General features: G+C 53.0%; 18 protein-coding genes. 5 read left to right on the top strand and 13 right to left on the bottom strand.

Features of this window, described 5'->3' with window-relative positions; genetic code table 11:
- Nucleotides 1–249 precede the first annotated feature (249 nt).
- Nucleotides 250–582: a helix-turn-helix domain-containing protein gene (locus WMO44_RS05630; protein WP_055185455.1), complete on the top strand. Its 333-nt coding sequence runs from the start codon at nucleotides 250–252 to the stop codon at nucleotides 580–582.
- A gap of 63 nt (nucleotides 583–645) precedes the next feature.
- Here WMO44_RS05630 and WMO44_RS05625 read toward each other — a convergent pair whose 3' ends face one another.
- From WMO44_RS05625 to ppdK, 13 genes are all read right to left on the bottom strand, one after another.
- Complete coding sequence (locus WMO44_RS05625; RefSeq protein WP_172679778.1) at nucleotides 646–786, bottom strand: hypothetical protein; 141 nt, start codon at nucleotides 784–786, stop codon at nucleotides 646–648.
- On the bottom strand, nucleotides 758–1498 hold the full coding sequence (locus WMO44_RS05620; protein WP_349152017.1) for a recombinase family protein: 741 nt from the start codon (nucleotides 1496–1498) through the stop codon (nucleotides 758–760). The genes WMO44_RS05625 and WMO44_RS05620 overlap by 29 nt, the downstream gene beginning before the upstream one ends.
- A 141-nt stretch (nucleotides 1499–1639) precedes the next feature.
- A complete protein-coding gene (locus WMO44_RS05615) occupies nucleotides 1640–1993 on the bottom strand; it encodes an LPD28 domain-containing protein (RefSeq protein WP_349152016.1) in 354 nt (117 codons plus the stop codon).
- A gap of 13 nt (nucleotides 1994–2006) precedes the next feature.
- Nucleotides 2007–2345: a DUF3846 domain-containing protein gene (locus WMO44_RS05610; RefSeq protein ID WP_055185458.1), complete on the bottom strand. Its 339-nt coding sequence runs from the start codon at nucleotides 2343–2345 to the stop codon at nucleotides 2007–2009.
- Nucleotides 2346–2363: 18 nt separating this feature from the next.
- On the bottom strand, nucleotides 2364–3080 hold the full coding sequence (locus WMO44_RS05605) for a Sak single strand annealing protein (RefSeq protein WP_249236511.1): 717 nt from the start codon (nucleotides 3078–3080) through the stop codon (nucleotides 2364–2366).
- A 55-nt stretch (nucleotides 3081–3135) separates the two neighbouring features.
- Nucleotides 3136–4068, bottom strand: a complete 933-nt coding sequence (locus WMO44_RS05600; protein ID WP_349152015.1) for a YqaJ viral recombinase family nuclease — start codon at nucleotides 4066–4068, stop codon at nucleotides 3136–3138.
- Nucleotides 4065–4403: a DUF3848 domain-containing protein gene (locus tag WMO44_RS05595; protein ID WP_112149172.1), complete on the bottom strand. Its 339-nt coding sequence runs from the start codon at nucleotides 4401–4403 to the stop codon at nucleotides 4065–4067. The genes WMO44_RS05600 and WMO44_RS05595 overlap by 4 nt, the downstream gene beginning before the upstream one ends.
- 10 nt (nucleotides 4404–4413) lie before the next feature.
- Nucleotides 4414–5349, bottom strand: a complete 936-nt coding sequence (locus tag WMO44_RS05590) for a DUF932 domain-containing protein (protein WP_349152014.1) — start codon at nucleotides 5347–5349, stop codon at nucleotides 4414–4416.
- Nucleotides 5350–5748: 399 nt separating this feature from the next.
- Nucleotides 5749–6429, bottom strand: a complete 681-nt coding sequence (locus WMO44_RS05585; RefSeq protein WP_349152013.1) for a hypothetical protein — start codon at nucleotides 6427–6429, stop codon at nucleotides 5749–5751.
- Nucleotides 6430–6529: 100 nt separating this feature from the next.
- On the bottom strand, nucleotides 6530–7042 hold the full coding sequence (locus WMO44_RS05580; RefSeq protein WP_349152012.1) for a restriction endonuclease subunit S: 513 nt from the start codon (nucleotides 7040–7042) through the stop codon (nucleotides 6530–6532).
- Entirely contained in the window at nucleotides 7039–7587 is a 549-nt protein-coding gene (locus WMO44_RS05575) for a restriction endonuclease subunit S (protein ID WP_349152011.1), read from the bottom strand. The genes WMO44_RS05580 and WMO44_RS05575 overlap by 4 nt, the downstream gene beginning before the upstream one ends.
- Nucleotides 7580–9511: an HsdM family class I SAM-dependent methyltransferase gene (locus tag WMO44_RS05570; RefSeq protein WP_349152010.1), complete on the bottom strand. Its 1932-nt coding sequence runs from the start codon at nucleotides 9509–9511 to the stop codon at nucleotides 7580–7582. The genes WMO44_RS05575 and WMO44_RS05570 overlap by 8 nt, the downstream gene beginning before the upstream one ends.
- A gap of 289 nt (nucleotides 9512–9800) precedes the next feature.
- Nucleotides 9801–12467 (bottom strand): pyruvate, phosphate dikinase, encoded by a 2667-nt coding sequence (gene ppdK, locus WMO44_RS05565; RefSeq protein ID WP_349152009.1) that lies wholly within the window; start codon nucleotides 12465–12467, stop codon nucleotides 9801–9803.
- 417 nt (nucleotides 12468–12884) lie between these two features.
- Here ppdK and WMO44_RS05560 point away from each other — a divergent pair, with 417 nt between their 5' ends.
- From WMO44_RS05560 to mfd, 4 genes are all read left to right on the top strand, one after another.
- On the top strand, nucleotides 12885–13643 hold the full coding sequence (locus tag WMO44_RS05560; protein WP_249253315.1) for a DapH/DapD/GlmU-related protein: 759 nt from the start codon (nucleotides 12885–12887) through the stop codon (nucleotides 13641–13643).
- A gap of 24 nt (nucleotides 13644–13667) precedes the next feature.
- Nucleotides 13668–14189, top strand: coding sequence for a hypothetical protein (locus WMO44_RS05555; protein WP_349152008.1), 522 nt, complete (start codon nucleotides 13668–13670; stop codon nucleotides 14187–14189).
- 145 nt (nucleotides 14190–14334) lie between these two features.
- On the top strand, nucleotides 14335–14913 hold the full coding sequence (gene pth, locus WMO44_RS05550; protein ID WP_349152007.1) for an aminoacyl-tRNA hydrolase: 579 nt from the start codon (nucleotides 14335–14337) through the stop codon (nucleotides 14911–14913).
- A gap of 320 nt (nucleotides 14914–15233) precedes the next feature.
- On the top strand, nucleotides 15234–18749 hold the full coding sequence (gene mfd, locus WMO44_RS05545) for a transcription-repair coupling factor (protein WP_349152006.1): 3516 nt from the start codon (nucleotides 15234–15236) through the stop codon (nucleotides 18747–18749).
- Nucleotides 18750–18760: the final 11 nt, after the last annotated feature.

Below are 18760 nucleotides of genomic sequence, written 5' to 3'. Positions count from 1 at the left end.
CACACAATACACGATAAAGACAACCATTTCCATCTTTTTTCCTCCAACCTTTCTCAAATGTACCGCCATACAGACTTGAACCCTTGCAACTTGCTGTTTTCGATTCATCCCCTTTTCCATAGCGCCCAACGCGCTGGCTTATAGTTTGATTTATCTTGTTAAAATTATACGATTTATATAATTACCTGTCAAGGCATCCATCCTTAAAATCGTAAGTAACACTACGATTTATCCAAGGAGGTCTATGACATGGAACGCGAGAAGCCGAACTTTGACATTCTGGGAAGGATCGACCGGGAGCGGTTAGCCCGTGGATGGTCCGAATATACCCTTGCCGAGAACTCCGGCCTGACGCAATCCACCTTATCAACGTGGCGCAGAAGGAACCTTCAGCCCAACGTCGCCTCCATTGAAAAGATCTGTCACGGCCTTGGCATCACGCTGTCGCAGTTTTTTGAGGAGGATGCCGCCGTTCACCATTTGACAGATGAGCAGAAATCCCTTTTGACCATCTGGGATAGACTTTCGCCCTCGCAAAGAATCGCTATTTTGGATTTGATTCAGGCATTTCTGCCTGAATAAAGTAAACCCTTACAAAAAAGAAGGGTGCCCAGCGACCATTGCGTCACCTGGCGCCCTTCTTCATTAGATAAAGGTCTTCAGAACTTTTTTCAGTGCTTCACGCTGTTCCGGGGTTATGTGATTCAACAAATTCAAAAATTCCTGTTGTTCTTCCTTCGTAAATTCACTATGGGGTTCATCTTTTACACATTTTTCGTTTTTCATAACAACTCTTCCTTTTTAAGTTTCCCTCGTCAGTCAACTCAGCCCGAATTTGCCTCTTATATTTATAATAAGTATTCCGGGCAAGTCCAGTCAATTTCATGCACTCCATGTCATCCAATGTGCCGCCAAACGCCTTACAATGGGCACGGATCTTCTCCTTGGCTGCTTTGGACTTTTTGGTTTCAAAGCCAATGCCTTTCTTACGGCCAACCTGCTTGCCGTTCAGCCGGGCGGTCAAAAGGCCCTCACGGGTGCGCTGGTGCAGATCGGCAACTTCTTTTTCGGACTGCTCAAAGGCCAGTTTGATCTGCTCCTTTGCCAAGGCCATCAGATACTCGTTGATGCCCTTCAAGATGAAGTCCACATTTGTCCCTGTCATGGCAATGCTGCCGGACAGGGCTTTTTTGTAGGTCTCGGTGTCGATGTGGTGCTCTTTCAAGAACACCAGCCGGATGCCCTTGTGGTAAAGGTCTTCGTACAGAGTAAAACCTTCTTCTGCATTTCTGGACATCCGGGACACCGAATCGAACACTACCACATCTCCGGCTCTCAGAATCCGGTAGAGCTTCAGCCATTCCGGGCGAAAAATGGATGTGCCGGTGTAGGCTTCCTGTACAATGTGGGCAGTCGGGTATTCTGCCTTGATGTTGCGGATCTGGCGGTCGATACTCTGTTTTGCAGTGGAAATTCTGCAATAGCCATAAATACTCATAACTTTTTTCTTTCTGTATCAAAAATGCCGTAGGTGCAGAAAAGTATCAATTACAGCGAGATTGGGCAATTTATCTTAGCAGATTGATAACGCTAAAATGACGAACGGCATTTTTAATACCTTTTCGGCACAAGTTTTCTGCTATTCCTGCTTCAAATAGGTCTCTATAAATTCTTCCACTGTGACACATGGCTTTTGATTGTTCTCTGTTCCTCCAAACGGAGCGTAGTTCCAGTCGGTGTCCTCGTCAATATATCGCCGCCCATCGTCCGGCAGTTCCAGCGGTTCCGCAAGGATGATGGTGCCCCAGTGGTTGACCATCACAAAGGGTGCGATCTCACACGGGATGCCCCGGCACTCGTCATCATGCCGAACATCGTAGGCGTACAGACCATCCGGGATGGTATCTCTCCTGATGCGGATGCTGGTGAACAGTGCAGGCTTTCCGCAAACCGTGATTTCTTCGTAACGTTCGGTCATTGCATTAAAGGTCATAAGGCGTTCCTCCTTAAATTTCAATGATAAAAGCTCTGAATTTCTCTTTGTAGAAATCCATTGCACTCTGCGGCAGAGAAGTCAGATTCCCTTCGTTGTCGCATCCGGCCAGAAATCCCGGCCCGGCAAGAACATCGGCTCCATCCCATAGCGGACGATTGAGAGGCAGGCCAAGCAGCTTGCCTTCATCATTGCAGACCAGTGTGACCTCTGAACCGGTGTCACTTAAGGCGATGCATTCGATCAGCCCGCCTACAAAGTTCTGCATGGCTTCAAGGGTGTTGTCCAGATCAATCTCCTTTGGCAGCTCCATTGGCAGTAGCGCAAGGACTTTGATTTTTTCTTCTTTCATCGTAAAATCTCCTTCTCCTTATGCTACGTTTAGTCTTGTAGCCTTATAGCAGTCAGCGCACATTCCCTCATGGGTGGCTGCAAACTCTGCCGCCTGCATGATGGAGCCATCCTTCAGCTTGACCCTCTTGATAGGCTGGTTGCACCGGGCACAGATGCAGGGCACAGGCGGCTGTTCCTGCTTCGGGCTAGCGGATCTCGGTTTCGGCTGCTTTTGCGGTTCTGCCTCCGGCTGCGGTGCAGCATCTTCCGGCAAATCCTCTCCGGCATAAACGTACAGGCCAAGGCCAAACATAGCAAGGTTCTTCACCAAGCACCGCATGATAGCTTTATTCACATCGAACATGGAGGCTGCTTCTACGGTACGCTCTTCCATGCCGATTTTTTCACGGCGGCGGGTCTGCGGATTGTAGTCCCATTTCGGGGTGGTGTAGGTATAAGGCACAGCTTTCATGGCTTTGTTTGCGCCATCCAGTACAGGCAGCCACATTTCGTGCGAAACGCCCTCAATCGTGACAGTGGTATACACCATGAAGCCGGTGATGGGGTCATAAACATAGGGCAGGCCGTTGAATTTCTTGACCTCATAGCTGGCAGCGGGATACAGTTTTTTCACCTCTGCCCAGGCATACGCCCAGCTTACATATTTCAGCTCGGTATTGCCGGACTTCTTGACTTCCAGATGATCTTTGAAGTCGATAGCGAATAATTTTACGAACGGATTTTCTGTAGCCATAATCAAACCTCCAAGAAAAAAGGCGGCAGAGAAGCTGCTCTCTGCCGCCATACAATTATGCCGCATGAACGATGGTAAACCTGCGGCTGCTTACATTTTTGCTGTATTGGTTGAAAATGGCCGGCTGCTCTTTCCGCAGTCGCTGAGAATCCACACGCTTACTTTCGGAGGATACCCACGACACCTTATAGCCCGGTGCCGTGCCATAGGCAGCATCCTGCATTTGCAGCTTGACCTGTTGCTCGATGGCCGTTTTCTCCTGTTCCATCTGCTCGATTTGGTCGGAAATCTCCTGCCGCTTATCCAGAAGTCCATGCAAGGCACTCAGGTCAGCGGTCTTGTCCCGGTTGTCCACCTCATACATCTGGTTGATCTGCTGGGTGTCACAATCGCAACCGTTGGGTGCAGGGGGAATCTGGGGCACAACATGATTCGTCCAGAAAAGCTCTTCCTTATCAATAAGGTCAGAAAGCACCTGCTTATCCGTCACGATCTTGTGAATCACCAGCTCTCTGCCGAAAATCAGAGCCGCCATATACCAGCAGTCGAAACCGCTGACAGCCAGATAGTGATTGACCTGAGCCATGTAATGTGCAGGGATTTTTCCATCAGCCCATTTGTCCGCAGAAAACGGCGAGACCGTTTTGCACTCCAATCCTGCTTTCTGCCCAACGATTAGACGGTCGAAGTCCGCCAGAAGCAGCGGGTGTTCCTCGCTCTGATAGATAGCGTTTGCACGGCGCACCTTAAAGCCCGTTTTTTCGGAAAATCGCTGCGCCACATAATCCTCCAAGTCACGACCCTGCCGCATGGCCTCGTTGTCGATATTTTCAATGGTATCGCTGATTTTATCGTAGTACACCTGAAATGCGGAGCGATAGGGATTCAGGCCCAGGATAGCCCCGGCATCCGTGCCGGTAATGCCGCATTTGCGGTAGCGGAGCCAATCTTCTTTGGACAGGTTCCGTGTAGATACAAGTCGTTTCATGCAATGTTCAACCTCTCTTTCATCTGTTCTTCCGCAATAGAGAAATCATATTCCACCAAGTCTTTGATAATGGTGGAAAATTCATCCACCAAGGTACGGTCATCGTCCAGCCACAGGGCATACAGGAAATCCAGAATATTTCGCTGCACCCGGAGATGGTTCCAGAAACGCTCGTCCATCTGCTTTTCGGTGTCCAGCGTGATTAAAGCACTGACAATGGTGCTTTTCATCGTGATCTCGTATGCCGTGGTGCAAGTCGGCTTCGGGAAATCGGCTTCAATGCTGTTCAGGAACTCAGAAAATTCCCGGACAGCCCGGTTGCTCACATCGTTCATACGTCCTCCTTTATGCTGCTGCCAGCACCATCTTGTAAGCCTTGTCGATCATGGGATTGCCCTCTGCGGTGCGCAAGAACAGATTTTCGTTGTAGTTGCGAGTTTTACGGATGGGGTCTGCATGGGTAGCAAAGTCCGAAACAGCGTTCACAAAACGCCAACCATTCTTTCCGACCCATTCCAAATCAGGTGCATTATAATAGCGAGCTTTCAAATCTTCCTGCAAGCGCAAGTTGTTTTTCCGCTGGCCATCGGTTAAGTCTTCCGTGATGGGGAAGAACTCGTTGATAAATTCCTGCACCTTGCGGTCAGACAGCTTGATGGTGGTCAGCTCATGGATACCCTTGCCCAGCTCCCCCATGTAGCTGTTGGCAAGCTGTAAGGTTTCACGGGCATCCTGCACCCGGAGCAGAACATTTTCGGTATGGCGAGCAGTCCAGATGCGCTTTGCAGTACCCAAAGCCAGATTCAGGGTATTCTGACAGACTACACGAACCGGGGTCATGGCAACTTTTACACCAGAACTGCCATCGTGACTGTTGAAGAACACAAGATAGGGGGTCACTTCATCTCCGGCGATGATGTACTTCTCCGGCAGCTTTGCCAGCATCCAGACCTTCTTGCCACCCTGCAAAGAACCAGCGGTTTCGTAAGTAACGCCCTCACCCAGCAGGTCATCGGTGAACTGGAATGCTTCTTCGTTCTGCACAATGCGGTAGCGGTCAGATACGACACCGAGTACGGCATTATCCATGCTGCGGACGTTAGCCCGATAACCGGGGATCATAGCACCTGTACCAGAATAGATATTACGGCTCTCTACCTGCCAATCCAGACCAGCCAGTTCCAAGGCTTCACGGCTTGCAGGGGCATCCATGATGATCCGGCCAAGGCCGTGCCAGGGGGTCTCACGGACAGAGAACATGGTTTCAACATTTGCGGACATAATCTTTACCTCCAAAATTTTTGATTGTCTTATTTCTTTTCAATCTGATGAGCCATCCAGACAATGATCTTCGCAGCACCTTTTCCGACTGCTTTCACCACCTCCACCAATACTTTTTCTAAGATTTCTGCCATTGATTTTTCCTCCGTTTTTCTGTAAAAATCAAAGACCAGTAAGCTGATGTGATTGCTTACTGGTCTTTCTATCCAAGGGTATAATATATCATTATATCTGCTTCAAATACGCCTAACCTGTACCAAGTGTGTCCGATGTGTCAGTGTTTTTGCGAATCAGTCTTATGTTTTCGTATCTTTCAGGTGTTTTATGGGTGGAGATATAAGGATATAAAAAACTTATTTTGAAAATCTCTGACACAACCGGCACAGCTGACACAGCCTCCTACTTCTGCGTTTTCGACCAGATTCCCACAACCACCGTGAGATCCTGCCATTCATTTTTGCGGATTCCCTGATTTCGGGATGCCTTAAAAGCCTTTGCCTCCTCAAAGGAAATCGAAAAGCGTGCCATCTCTACAAAGCCATCCATCGTATATGCTGCGGCGTTTCTCGCCTGTACCTCTGACATCTGAAAGTCGAGTGCCCAGCGAAATTCTTCATTTGTCAAAGGCGTGATTTGCGCCACACAGCTGTTGATAAGCTCCCGATCAACATCGTTCTTTGATGCCCGCTGCCATTCATCCAGCTTCTGCGAGATCAGCTTCATGTCCAGTGCTCCACTGCGTTCATCCTCCTGTTCTACGCTCTCATACTGGGATTGCAGATCAGCGATTTGGTTGTCTAAGCCTTTGCGGCGTTCCATAAGCTCCTGTTTGGTGATGATGCCGTCTGCACACAGGTCAATATACTTGTCCAGCCGCTCTCTCTGCTTAGCGATGCTCTTTTCCAGCATTGCCTTTCTGGAAATACGCACAGTCTTTTCCTCTGCCCTGCAGCGGTTCAGAATCCGGTATACCTCTTTGACGGTCTTGCCTTTGTCAAATGTGAGATGTTCAAACACCTTTGCCGCTATCAAATCCAGCTTCCACTCACTGATGGCCTTGATTTGGCAGCTGATGCTCAAATCAAGGCCATGTTCCTGCAAGTAGCTGATGCTCGGCCTGCGTGTACGGCGGTATACATATTTCCGTTGTTTTTCTGATTTTGTGGCAAAAAAATGGCGGTCAAACAATGACCGCCATTTTTCCTTGCAGATATTGTAATTTTATTGTTTCTTTCACCCGTTTCACATACTGTTCCATAAAAGCATAATCAGGATTTCCAGATTCATCAACAGGGAGCATCACCCCAGTATTTGCCATTCGTTCAGAATTGAACTTATACAAGTATCCAAACTTATTTTTTTGCTGTAAGATAGCAACCTTCATAAATAATAACACAAATTCATTATCTTCATGGTGCTTCAAGTGAAAGCGTTTAACATCATCGGAGAAAATACATTCATAAGGATGATAAAAGCCAATAACCATGCCGTTTCCATTATAATTGACTCCGAGTACATTTTTATCCAACGATTCATTCGTATCACTTACAAAACGAGCAACACCATTGTTGTTATCTAATGCACCAATAAACGGTCTATTTCCGGCAGTAGTATCTGCCGCAACCAACCGTTTTCCCGGAAAAATATCAAAGATATCGGAAATAAGGAAAGACTTCCATTCTTTTTCATTCAATGTCGGAAGCGCTCCCCCCCCATTTGGATATTTTCACTAGTATAATCAATGTAACTTTGTACTATCTGCCTTTCCCGTTCCTTAATGTACTGTTCCATAAAGGCATAATCAGGGTTGCCGGATTCATCAACGGGGAGCATAATTTTACTACGCCTTAAACGCGTCAATGTTGCACCGTTTCCGCCCCAACTAAAAATAGATAATGTGCTTTTTATTAGCGGAATAAGGAATTTTGCATTTATCGCATTCAATTTATCGTTCCTAAGCACCTGTATATTTTGTCCTGTATAGAAGGAATTTTCTTGATAAAATGCAGTTTGCGTATCTAATCCAACAGTAATACAATTACCTGTATCCATACCATAAGAAGGTTGTTCACATATGAAATCGTTGATTCCATTGTTTGTGTCCGTGCGTGTCACGTACGGATATTTACCGGATTGATATATCAATTTATTCTTATCTATTCCACTTGATGTGGATTTAATCGAAAAAACACTACTTAATGGAATTGCCAACCATTCTCTATCATGCAAATCAAGCATTGCTGTCACCACCTTTCTGTCCGAACAGATACCCTTTTCCGTGCGTAACCATATTAAACTCAAATGTCAGATAATCGGCAATACTGTTCATAAAGTCCGCTTCTGTTGGTATTTCATCATTGTAGTAGTAAAAGGAATGCAGCCATTCGTCTGTATCTTCAACGGTTGTTTCCACCATAAAACTTGACGGAAAATCCGCAACCTTACCGCGCCAGCAATCAAGAAGATACTGTCGTTTATCCTTTGCGCGTTCGGTTTCCACAAGCCCCAAATGCTTTTTGACTTCAAAGCCATCATCTTCAAAATTGATGAACTTTGCAATCTTATCTGCCGGATGCGATTCGCCCGCTGTGAAAACAGCAATGCAGGGAACAGTGCCGACCCGATAGAAAGTGTCCTTGTTCAGACTGATAACACCCTCTAAGGTATGTTTTTTCAAAATATCCTGCTTGACCGCTTTATCCTCTTTTGTCTTTCCAATCATAGCGGACACAGGTACAATCACAGCAGCACGCCCGCCTGTTGTGATTGAATTGAGCAAATGACGGATAAAGCACAGTTCTGAAAGGTTCGCAGTATCCTTGCCTTTTGCCTGTGAATACGGCGGATTCATAAAACCTACGGTAATGCCACCGCCCTTTAGCTGTAATTCGCCGGGGTCTTGTGCCAGAAAATCTTCGCAAATCAGGTTGCTTTGCCCGTCACCGCGCAGAATCATATTTGTTGTAGCGATTGAAAACATATCGTCACGAATTTCTATTCCGTGAATTTGCTGCTGCTTGATGTGCTTACGTTCTGTTTCATTCTTCGCAGCCCGGAGCATTTTGTGCATTCCCGAAATCAAAAAGCCCCCTGTACCGCAGCATGGATCAAATATAACATCTGTAGGCTTTAAATCCACCAATTCACAGAATAATTCCGTAATATGGCGAGGCGTAAGCACAACGCCCAAAGCCTGACCGTCCCCGCCCGAATAAGAAACAAATTCTCCGTAAAACCGTCCCAGATAATCTTCACGCCCGTTTGACACAATCGCCTGAAAAATATTGTCGTTGATATACTCCGTGAAGTATTTCAGAGGTGTTTTGTCGCCCAGATCCTGACGCTTTGTGTTTAACTGCGGTCTATCCTTTATCAGTGTGAATTGGTTCAAAACACGCTGTTTTTTTACTTCCGGGGCAATTTTTGCGCGTTGCAGATTCTTTTCAAGATACTGATACAAAATAGCGCCGTCCGTGTTGCTCTCCAGTGTGTCACCCGTCAACTGATTCAAATTAAAGCCGTATTCTTTTTCCCGCAATGCAAGAAGAATTGCAGATACAACAAGCGGCTTTTCATCTTCTCCAAGCCCGCCGTAATTCCGCAAATATTCGTGAAGTTCCTTTGCCTTCTTCAGAATGTCAGCAAGTTCAATATCTTCCGGCGGCGTTTCCTCAAGTACAATCTGCTTGTAATATTCCACAATATGTGCTGCTGAAAAATTCTCAAATGTCTGGACTTCTGGCAGCCACTTATAACCGTTCTTATCTACAAATAGCGGCTGTAAAGTATGGTGCTTGCTATCACCGGCATTGCCGAACGCAAAAACTTTTTTATAGGTAGTTTTCTGTAAGATGTGCTGTGCATAGTGCAACGCACCGTTGACGGCATAATCTGTTGTTGCCTGCACAGTCATAGAAATAGTGCCGTCCGCTTCTTTTAAGCAGAGGTTCGCACGGTCTGCCTTATCTTCCATGACAAGGACAAAATCACCCACAACCGCCGTATATTCTGGAAATCCTGCCTTGCCTGTCTGGTGCTTTGACGCTGTTTTCAGTGCATCATTGATAGGAACAATATTACTGCCTTGTGTGTCTGCCTGAATGCCAGCTTCAACCAACAAATCATGTAGGTATAAGTCAAAATTTGCTTCTTTCTTTGACATAGTTTCGCGCCCCAACTTTCTGTATGTATTTTAGGTGCAAAATCCAAATACAGGAATATCATAAATCGGAGGAAATCTCAATCCGGCTATCATGAAAATCCATGAATAAAATTTGTTGCTTACCCTATTCTTTCTATCACTTATCATTTTCCATCTTCCAGTATCTTACAGTCTGCATTGTTTTCAACCTGCTTCACACCTTACATAAGAAAAAACTCCCCCTGATCTCCTGTTACGGAAATCAGGGGGAGTTGATGCTTTACTTGTGCTTTTTCAAGCGCTCACGCAATTACTTGCGGGGGTTCTTGATAGCAGCCTGAGCAGCAGCCAGACGTGCGATGGGCACACGGAAGGGAGAGCAGCTGACATAGTCCAGACCGACGTTGTGGCAGAACTCCACGCTCGTGGGGTCGCCGCCGTGCTCGCCGCAGATGCCCAGACCCAGATCGGGGCGGGTCTCACGGCCGTCGTGAGCAGCCATCTTGACCAGCTTGCCGACACCGATCTGATCCAGATGCTGGAACGGATCGCTCTCGTAGATCTTGTTCTCGTAGTATGCGCCCAGGAACTTGGCAGCGTCATCACGGCTGAAGCCGAAGGTCATCTGGGTCAGGTCGTTGGTGCCAAAGCTGAAGAACTCAGCTTCCTTAGCGATCTCGCCGGCAGTCAGGGCTGCACGGGGGATCTCGATCATGGTACCGACCTGATACTTCATGTCAACGCCGGCAGCAGCGATCAGCTCGTCAGCAACCTTGACGACAACGTCCTTGACGAACTTCAGCTCCTTGACCTCGCCGACCAGCGGGATCATGATGTGCGGGGTGATCACATGGCCGGTCTCAGCAGAGACGTTCAGAGCAGCCTTGATCACAGCGCGGGTCTGCATAGCAGCGATCTCGGGGTAGGTAACAGCCAGACGGCAGCCACGGTGACCCATCATGGGGTTGAACTCGTGCAGAGAAGCAACCACGTTCTTCAGGTCTTCGTAGGTCATGCCCATGTCGGCAGCCAGCTCCTTGATGTCCTCGTCCTTGGTGGGCAGGAACTCGTGCAGGGGCGGGTCCAGATAACGGATGGTCATCGGGCGCTCACCCATGATGCGGTACATAGCCTCGAAGTCACCCTGCTGGAACGGCTCAACCTTGGCCAGAGCAGCCTCGCGCTCTTCCACGGTGCGTGCGCAGATCATCTCGCGGACAGCCTTGATGCGGTCCTCAGCAAAGAACATGTGCTCGGTACGGCACAGGCCGATGCCCTCAGCACCCAGATCCACTGCCTGCTGTGCGTCGCGCGGGTTATCAGCGTTGGTCATGACCAGCAGCTGACGAGCTGCGTCTGCCCAGCCCATGAAGCGGTTGAAGTTCTTGTTGCCGGTAGCTGCCACGGTTGCAACCTGCTCGCCGTAGATGTTGCCGGTGGAGCCGTCGATGGAGATCCAGTCGCCCTCGACGAACTTGTGGCCGTTGATCTCGAAGGTCTTTGCCTCCTCATCGATCTTGACCTCGTTGTCGTTGCCGCAGCCGGAGACACAGCAGGTGCCCATACCACGGGCAACAACGGCTGCGTGGCTGGTCATACCGCCGCGGACGGTCAGGATGCCCTGAGAGACCTGCATACCCACGATATCCTCGGGGCTGGTCTCCAGACGCACCAGAACGACCTTCTTCATCTTGCCGGACTTGACCATCTCCTCTGCCTCTTCAGCAGTAAAGACGATCTGACCGCAGGCAGAACCGGGAGAAGCTGCCAGACCCTTGCCAACGACCTCTGCAGCCTTCAGGGCAGCAGCATCGAACTGGGGATGCAGCAGGGTATCCAGCTGCTTGGGCTCCACGCGCAGGACAGCCTCCTGCTCGGTGATCATGCCCTCGTCCACCAGATCGCAGGCGATCTGCAGAGCAGCCTGTGCGGTACGCTTGCCGTTACGGGTCTGCAGCATATACAGGTGGCCGTCCTCAATGGTGAACTCCATATCCTGCATATCGCGGAAGTAGTTCTCCAGACGGGTAGCGATCTCAACGAACTGATCGTACACCTCAGGCATCTGATCCTTCAGGTGGCTGATGGGAGAAGGAGTGCGCACGCCGGCAACAACGTCCTCGCCCTGTGCATTGATCAGGTACTCGCCCATCAGCTTCTTAGCGCCGGTGGCGGGGTCACGGGTGAATGCAACGCCGGTGCCGGAACGGTCGCCGGAGTTACCAAAGGCCATCTGCTGCACGTTGACAGCGGTACCCCACTCGTAGGGGATCTCGTTCATCTTACGGTAGACGTTTGCACGGGGGTTATCCCAGCTGCGGAACACGGCCTTGACAGCCTCGATCAGCTGATCGCGGGGATCCTGCGGGAAGGGACGGCCTTCGTTCTCCTCGTAGATCTTCTTGAAGGTGCCGACCAGTTCCTTCAGGTCGTCAGCAGTCAGGTCCACATCGTTCTTGACGCCCTTGGCTTCCTTCATCTTGTCGATCTCGACCTCGAACAGGCTCTTCGGGACCATCATAACGACGTCGGCGAACATCTGCACGAAGCGGCGGTAGCAGTCGTATGCAAAACGGGCGTTGCCGGTCTTCTTTGCCAGACCCTCAACAGCGTCGTCGTTCAGGCCCAGGTTCAGGATGGTGTCCATCATACCGGGCATGGACTGACGTGCGCCGGAACGGACGGAGACCAGCAGGGGGTTGGTGTTGTCGCCGAACTTCTTGCCGGTGATCTCTTCCAGACCCTTGAGGTGCTCAAAGATGTCAGCAGTGATTTCGTCATTGATCTGACGGCCGTCTGCGTAGTACTGGGTGCAGGCATCGGTAGTGATGGTGAAGCCCTGCGGCACCGGCATACCGGCTGCGGTCATCTCGGCCAGACCGGCACCCTTGCCGCCCAGCGTGTTCTTCATGGTGACCTTGTCACCGCCGAAAGCTTCATTGCCTTCGCTGAAGTAGTACAGATACTTTTTGCTCATGCGTTGTTTACCTCCCATTCGTGACCGGCGGCATGGCAGCCGCGGTCTCATCGTTTGCCTTGTCTTGAACGTACGATGAACATTGTTTTATGAATGCTAAACTATTATACCAGAAAATCCATTCCTTTCCACCATGCAAAATCCCGAATTTGTCTGTTATTTTTTATGCAAATCCCTTGAAATTTGCTAAGTTTTAAGGTAGTATAGAATGGGAGAAAGTTCGAGAGGTTTTTTGTTTGTACACGCGATTTCTCGTCCTGTTGGATACAACTTTCTATCCCTGTAACTTTTCAAATTCTATTTTGTCGGAACAAAGCTTTCCGCAGCGGGGTGCTGGGGCGGACAGGCAACAATTTTCCGGTCGCCTTTCCCGTCTCTCTTCCGCCGCGCGCTTTGGTGGGAAGGGAGATTTTTTTCATGCAGAATCCTATTTCTGAGCAGGCCCGTGCCGCTGCTCTGGCACAGCTGGATGCCGCCGAGGCTGCCCGTGAGGACATCCTTGTGCAGCACATTGCAAACGGCGTGGTCATTGACAGCCGCACCGTGCAGATTGCCCCGGAGGTGGTCATTGCCCCGGGTGCTGTCATTCTTGCAGGCACCATCCTGCGGGGCAAGACGGTCATCGGCGCGGGCTGTGTCATCGGTCCCAACACCCTGATCGAGGACAGCACCGTGGACGAAGGCACCACCGTGAACGCCAGCCAGATCTACGGCAGCCATATCGGCCCGCACAACAACATCGGCCCCTTCACCCATGTGCGGGTGAACACTGTCACCGATTACGGCGTGCATCTGGGTGCCTATGTAGAGACCAAGAACTCCAACTTTGCCCGGGGCAACACCGTGAGCCACCTGACCTACATCGGCGACAGCGATGTGGGCAAATACTGCAACTTCGGCTGCGGCACCGTCACCTGCAACTACGACGGCAAGGATAAGTTCCGCACCCAGATCGGTGATTACTGCTTCATCGGCTGCAATACCAACCTTGTGGCCCCGGTCAAGGTGGGCGACGGTGCCTACACCGCCGCCGGCAGCACCATTACCAAGGATGTGCCCGCACAGGCACTGGGCATCGCCCGGGAGCGCCAGACCAATCTGGACGGCTGGGCAGAGCCCAAGATGGAAGCCTACATCGCCAAAAAGCAGAAGCTGGAAAACGAGCAGAGCAAGTAACGCTTTGTCGGAAGGGAGCTACGTATGAAGTCTGAAAGTTTTCGCAAGCAGGCGCTGAGCCTTGTCCTTTTTTTCGCGGCTGTTGCCGCCGTGTTTGCCCTGACCCGTCTGCGCAGCGACCCCGCCAAAAAGCAGGCCGAGTTCGTAGTGCAGCAGCTGCTCTCCTGCTCCTCTGCCGTAGAGCAGGCTGTGGATGCCGCCGCGCCCGCCGGCAGCGAACCGGGGCTTGCTGCTGTGGACACCGATGGGCTGTACGCCTTTCTTCAGGCGCAGCTGGGCGATGCCATGACAGCCGACTGCCTGAACAAAGTCATGGCAAACCGCCTGCCCACCCGCATCACCGCGCTGGCCGGGCAGTCCGGCGACAAGCTGGTGCCCGCCGACCTCACCCTGAAAAAGCGCGCCGGGGCAGAAAACTGCTACGACTTTTCTGCCGCCCTGCTGACCGCCACGGACAGCACCGCCGCCGCGCAGGTGTCCGGCACCATCACCATGGTGAAGGAGGAGGGCCGCTGGAAGGCCGCTGCCATCACGCTGAACCTGTAATATAATGCTTCCCTGCCCCTGTGCCCTGCGGCACGGGGGCATTTTTTTGCCCATTTTTCGCTTATAATGTATATCTTTTTGCGCGCGCGTATGTTATACTTAGATGTTGTATCACACTATTATCAGGAAAAGGTATTATCACATCATGAATGAAAACGATATCTGGCTCATTGCAGGGCTGGGCAACCCCGAAGCAAAGTACGATGGCACCCGCCACAACGCCGGTTTTGCCGCGCTGGACGCGCTGGCCGACAAGTGGCATATCTCTGTGTCCAAGACCAAGTTCCAAGGCCTGTGGGGACAGGGCGAGGTGGACGGCCACAAGGTGGTGCTGCTGAAGCCCCTGACCTACATGAACCTCTCCGGCGATTCCATCGCCCCTATGGCGGGCTTTTTCAAGATCCCTGCCGACCATGTGCTGGTGCTGTGCGATGACATTACGCAAGCACCCGGCAAGCTGCGCATCCGTCCCTCCGGCTCTGCGGGCGGGCACAACGGCCTGAAAAGCATCATTGCCCGGCTGGGCGGGGAGAACTTTCCCCGCATCCGCATCGGCATCGGCGCAAAGCCCCACCCGGACTACGACCTTGCCGCATGGGTGCTGGGCAAGTTCCCGCCGGAGGACGCCAAGGCCATCGCCGACCGCTACCCCGACCTTGAAGCCGCCGCAAAGCTTATCATGGACGGTAAGCTAAGTCTGGCACAGAGCAAGTATAACGGGTAAACGCCCTCTCAGGCGCTCCCGCGCCAGCTCCCCCAAAGGGGGAGCCAAGGTCTAAGGCTCGTTACTAAAGTATTAGGCAAAAAGAGAAAGTTCTCGGGCGCGCCAGAGGCTCCCTCCCCGAGGGAGCTGGCAAAACCGTCAGGTTTTGACTGAGGGAGTTTTGCCGTTTGCCTTTACGACCCCACCCGTGAAAAAGCAATTCAGGAAAATCCGCAGATTTTCCTGAATTGCAAAATATAAATCATTCTTCCGCTGATTATGCGCAGAGCAAAGCGGAGCGCATTTTCAATGGTCATCCCAGTAGGAAAGGAGGTTTTTCCATGTACGAAGCCTTACTCAAGGCCACACCGGAATATCAGAAGGTCGCCGCAAGCTTTGGCTCGGCAGGGCCGGCGGCGCTGTTCGGTCTGCCGCCCGCAGGCAGGGCGCTGTTGTATGCCGCCCTGCAAAAAGACCTTGGCCGGGTGCTGTGCATCGTGACACCCGGCGAGGCCGAGGCCACCCACTTTGCGGACGACCTCAAGGCGCTGGGGCTTACCGCAGCGGTGTTCCCGCCCCGGGACTTTATGCTGCGCCCGGTGGAGGGCGCAGGCCGCGAGTACGAGTACCGCCGCCTTTCGGTGCTGGGCGCACTGGCGGGCGGACGGCTGCAGGCCGTCTGCGTGCCCGCCGAAGCACTTTTGCAGTACACCGTGCCCCGGGCTGAGTTCATTCAGAATACCCTCACCTTAAAGCCCGGCATGGTGTATAACCGCGAAGCGCTGGTGGCGCGGCTGTTTGCCGCCGGGTATGTGCGCCGCAGTCAGGTGGACGGCCCGGGGCAGTTCAGTGTGCGCGGCGATATCGTGGATATCTACGCGCCGGATATGCGTCAGCCCGCCCGCGTGGAGTACTGGGACGACGAGATCGACTCCATGTCCTCCTTTGACCTGCTGACCCAGCGGCGGGACGGCGCACTGGAAAAAATATACCTCTCCCCTGCCCGCGAGGTGCTGTTCGGCAGCACCGCCGAGACTGCCGAGGCGCTGCGCAGCGCCATCAAAAAGGCGCGCGGCAAGCACCGCACCGCGCTGGAAAAGGCCACCGAAGCCGATCTTTCCCAGCTGGATTCCGGCCTGATGCCGGAGGCTATGGATAAATATTACGGCATCCGCTACCCCGCCCCCGCCACGCTGCTGGACCATCTGGACGCGCCGCTGTTCATTCTGGATGAAGTTGGCGGCATCCGGGATGCCCAAAAGGCCACTGAGTTCCGCCGCAGCGAGGAGCTGACCGGACTGCTGGAAGAAGGCGTACTCTGCCCCGGGCTGGATGTGCTGTACCAGACCATGGACGATCTTGTCATTGCCGCCCAGAACCACAGCACCCTGCTGTGCGAGAATTTCCTGCGCGGGATGAACGAGTTCAAGCTGAAAGACCTCATCAACGCCGAGGCTTTTGCCGCCCCCAACTGGAACGGCGACCTTGCCTCCCTGCGGGAGGACTTAGACCCGCTCATTGCCCAAGGCTACGCCATCACCCTGTTTGCCGGCACACCCAAGGGCGCAGCCGCTCTGACCCGCGACCTTGCCGACAAGGGCTACGCCGTGAGCATGAGCCGGGATGTGCGCCCCGCCAAGGGCATTTTGCAGGTGCTGCCCGGGCACTTGACCGCCGGGTGCACCTTCCCCTTTGCCCATGCGGCGGTGCTTTCCAGCCGCCGCCACGGGCTGGACGAGGAAGCCGCCGCCGAAGCCAAAAAGCGCAAGAAGAACAAAAACGCCCTGTCCAGCCTTTCGGACATCAAGCCCGGGGACTATGTGGTGCACCAGAGCCACGGCATCGGGATGTACGCCGGTATCCAGCGGCTGGAGGTGCAGGGCGCTACCAAGGACTACCTCAAGGTGCAGTATTCCGGCTCGGACGTGCTGTATGTGCCGGTGACCCAGCTGGATCTGCTCAGCCGCTACACCGCCCCCGGCGATGAGGAAAAGGTAAAGCTGGCAAAGCTGGGCGGCACCGAGTGGCAGCGCACCCGCGCCAAGGTGAAAAAAGCCACCGAGGAGATGGCGCAGGAGCTGATCGAGCTTTACGCCCGCCGCCGTCAGGCCACGGGCTACGCCTTCCCGCCGGACGGCGACTGGCAGCGGGACTTTGAGACCCGCTTTGACTACGACGAGACCGACGACCAGCTGCACGCCACCGCCGAGATCAAGCAGGACATGGAAAAGGGTTACCCCATGGATCGGCTGCTCTGCGGCGATGTGGGCGTGGGCAAGACCGAGGTGGCGCTGCGCGCCGCCTTCAAGTGCATCATGGGCGGCAAGCAATGCGCCCTGCTGGCCCCCACCACCCTGCTGGCGTGGCAGCACTACAACACCCTGCTCTCCCGCATGGAGGCCTTCCCGGTGAAGATCGGGATGCTGTCCCGCTTCCGCACCGCAAAACAGCAAAAGGAGACGTTACGCGGCTTACAGGCTGGCAGCGTGGATATCGTGGTGGGCACCCACCGGCTGCTGTCCAAAGATGTGAAGTTCCACGACCTCGGCCTTGTCATCATCGACGAGGAACAGCGCTTTGGCGTAAAGCACAAGGAAAAGCTGAAGGAAAACTTCATCGGGGTGGATATGCTCACCCTGTCGGCCACCCCCATTCCCCGCACATTGAACATGGCAATGAGCGGCATCCGGGATCTTTCCACCATCGAGCAGCCGCCCATTGAGCGGCAGCCGGTGGAGACCTTTGTGCTGGAATACAACGACGTTATTCTGGCCGAAGCTATGAAGAAGGAGCTTGCCCGGGGCGGGCAGGTGTACTACCTGCACAACCGGGTGGACAACATCGAAGCCTGCGCCGCCCATGTCAGCCAGATGGTGCCGGGCGCGCGGGTGGGCATCGCCCACGGCAAGATGACCGAGGAGGAGCTGAACCCCGTATGGCAGCACCTGCTGAACGGCGAGATCGATATTCTGGTCTGCACCACCCTTATCGAGACCGGCATTGATGTGCGCAACTGCAACACCCTCATCATTGAGGACGCCGACCGCATGGGTCTGGCGCAGCTGTACCAGATCCGTGGGCGGGTGGGGCGCTCCGGCCGCAAGGCCTACGCCTACTTCACCTTCCGCCGGGACAAGACCCTGACCGATATCGCCCAGAAGCGGCTTTCCGCCATCCGGGAATTCACCGCTTTTGGCTCGGGCTTCCGCATCGCCATGCGGGATCTGCAAATTCGCGGCGCGGGCAGTCTGCTGGGGCACAGCCAGCACGGCCACATGGAAGCCGTGGGCTACGACCTCTACGTTAAAATGCTGGGGCAGGCCATTGCCCGGGCGCGGGGCGAGCCCGTCCAGCGGGACAAGAGCGATTGTCTTGTGGACCTGCGGGTGGACGCCTTTATCCCGGAAAAGTATATCCCGGACGGCGCGGGACGTATCGAAGCCTACAAGCGTATTGCCGCCATCCAGACCCCGGAGGACGCCGCCGATGTGCTGGACGAGCTTATCGACCGCTACGGCGACCCGCCGCCCTCGGTGAGCGATCTGGTCAACGTTTCCCTTGTCCGCGTGCAGGCCGCTGCCGTGGGCGTGTACGAGGTGACCCAGAAGAAGGATACCCTTGTGCTGAATCTGGAAACGCTGGACCTTGCCATGATACGCGGCCTGTTACAGGCTTTCAATGGCCGGGTCACCGCCGGCGCGGGCACAAAGCCCTATCTCTCGGTGGTGTTACAGCCGAACGAAAAGCCGCTGGAACTGCTGCAAAACATCCTGAAAGCAATGGCAGATATCCTGACCGGCACCGAACGCGAAAAAGCGCCCCAAACAGGGGGAGCTGGCACGCGCAAGCGTGACTGAGCAGGTTTTAT

The organism is Faecalibacterium tardum, assembly GCF_040096515.1.
In the GTDB taxonomy this organism is placed as follows: Bacteria; Bacillota; Clostridia; order Oscillospirales; family Ruminococcaceae; genus Faecalibacterium; species Faecalibacterium tardum.
This window is presented reverse-complemented; position numbering and strand designations above follow the sequence as displayed.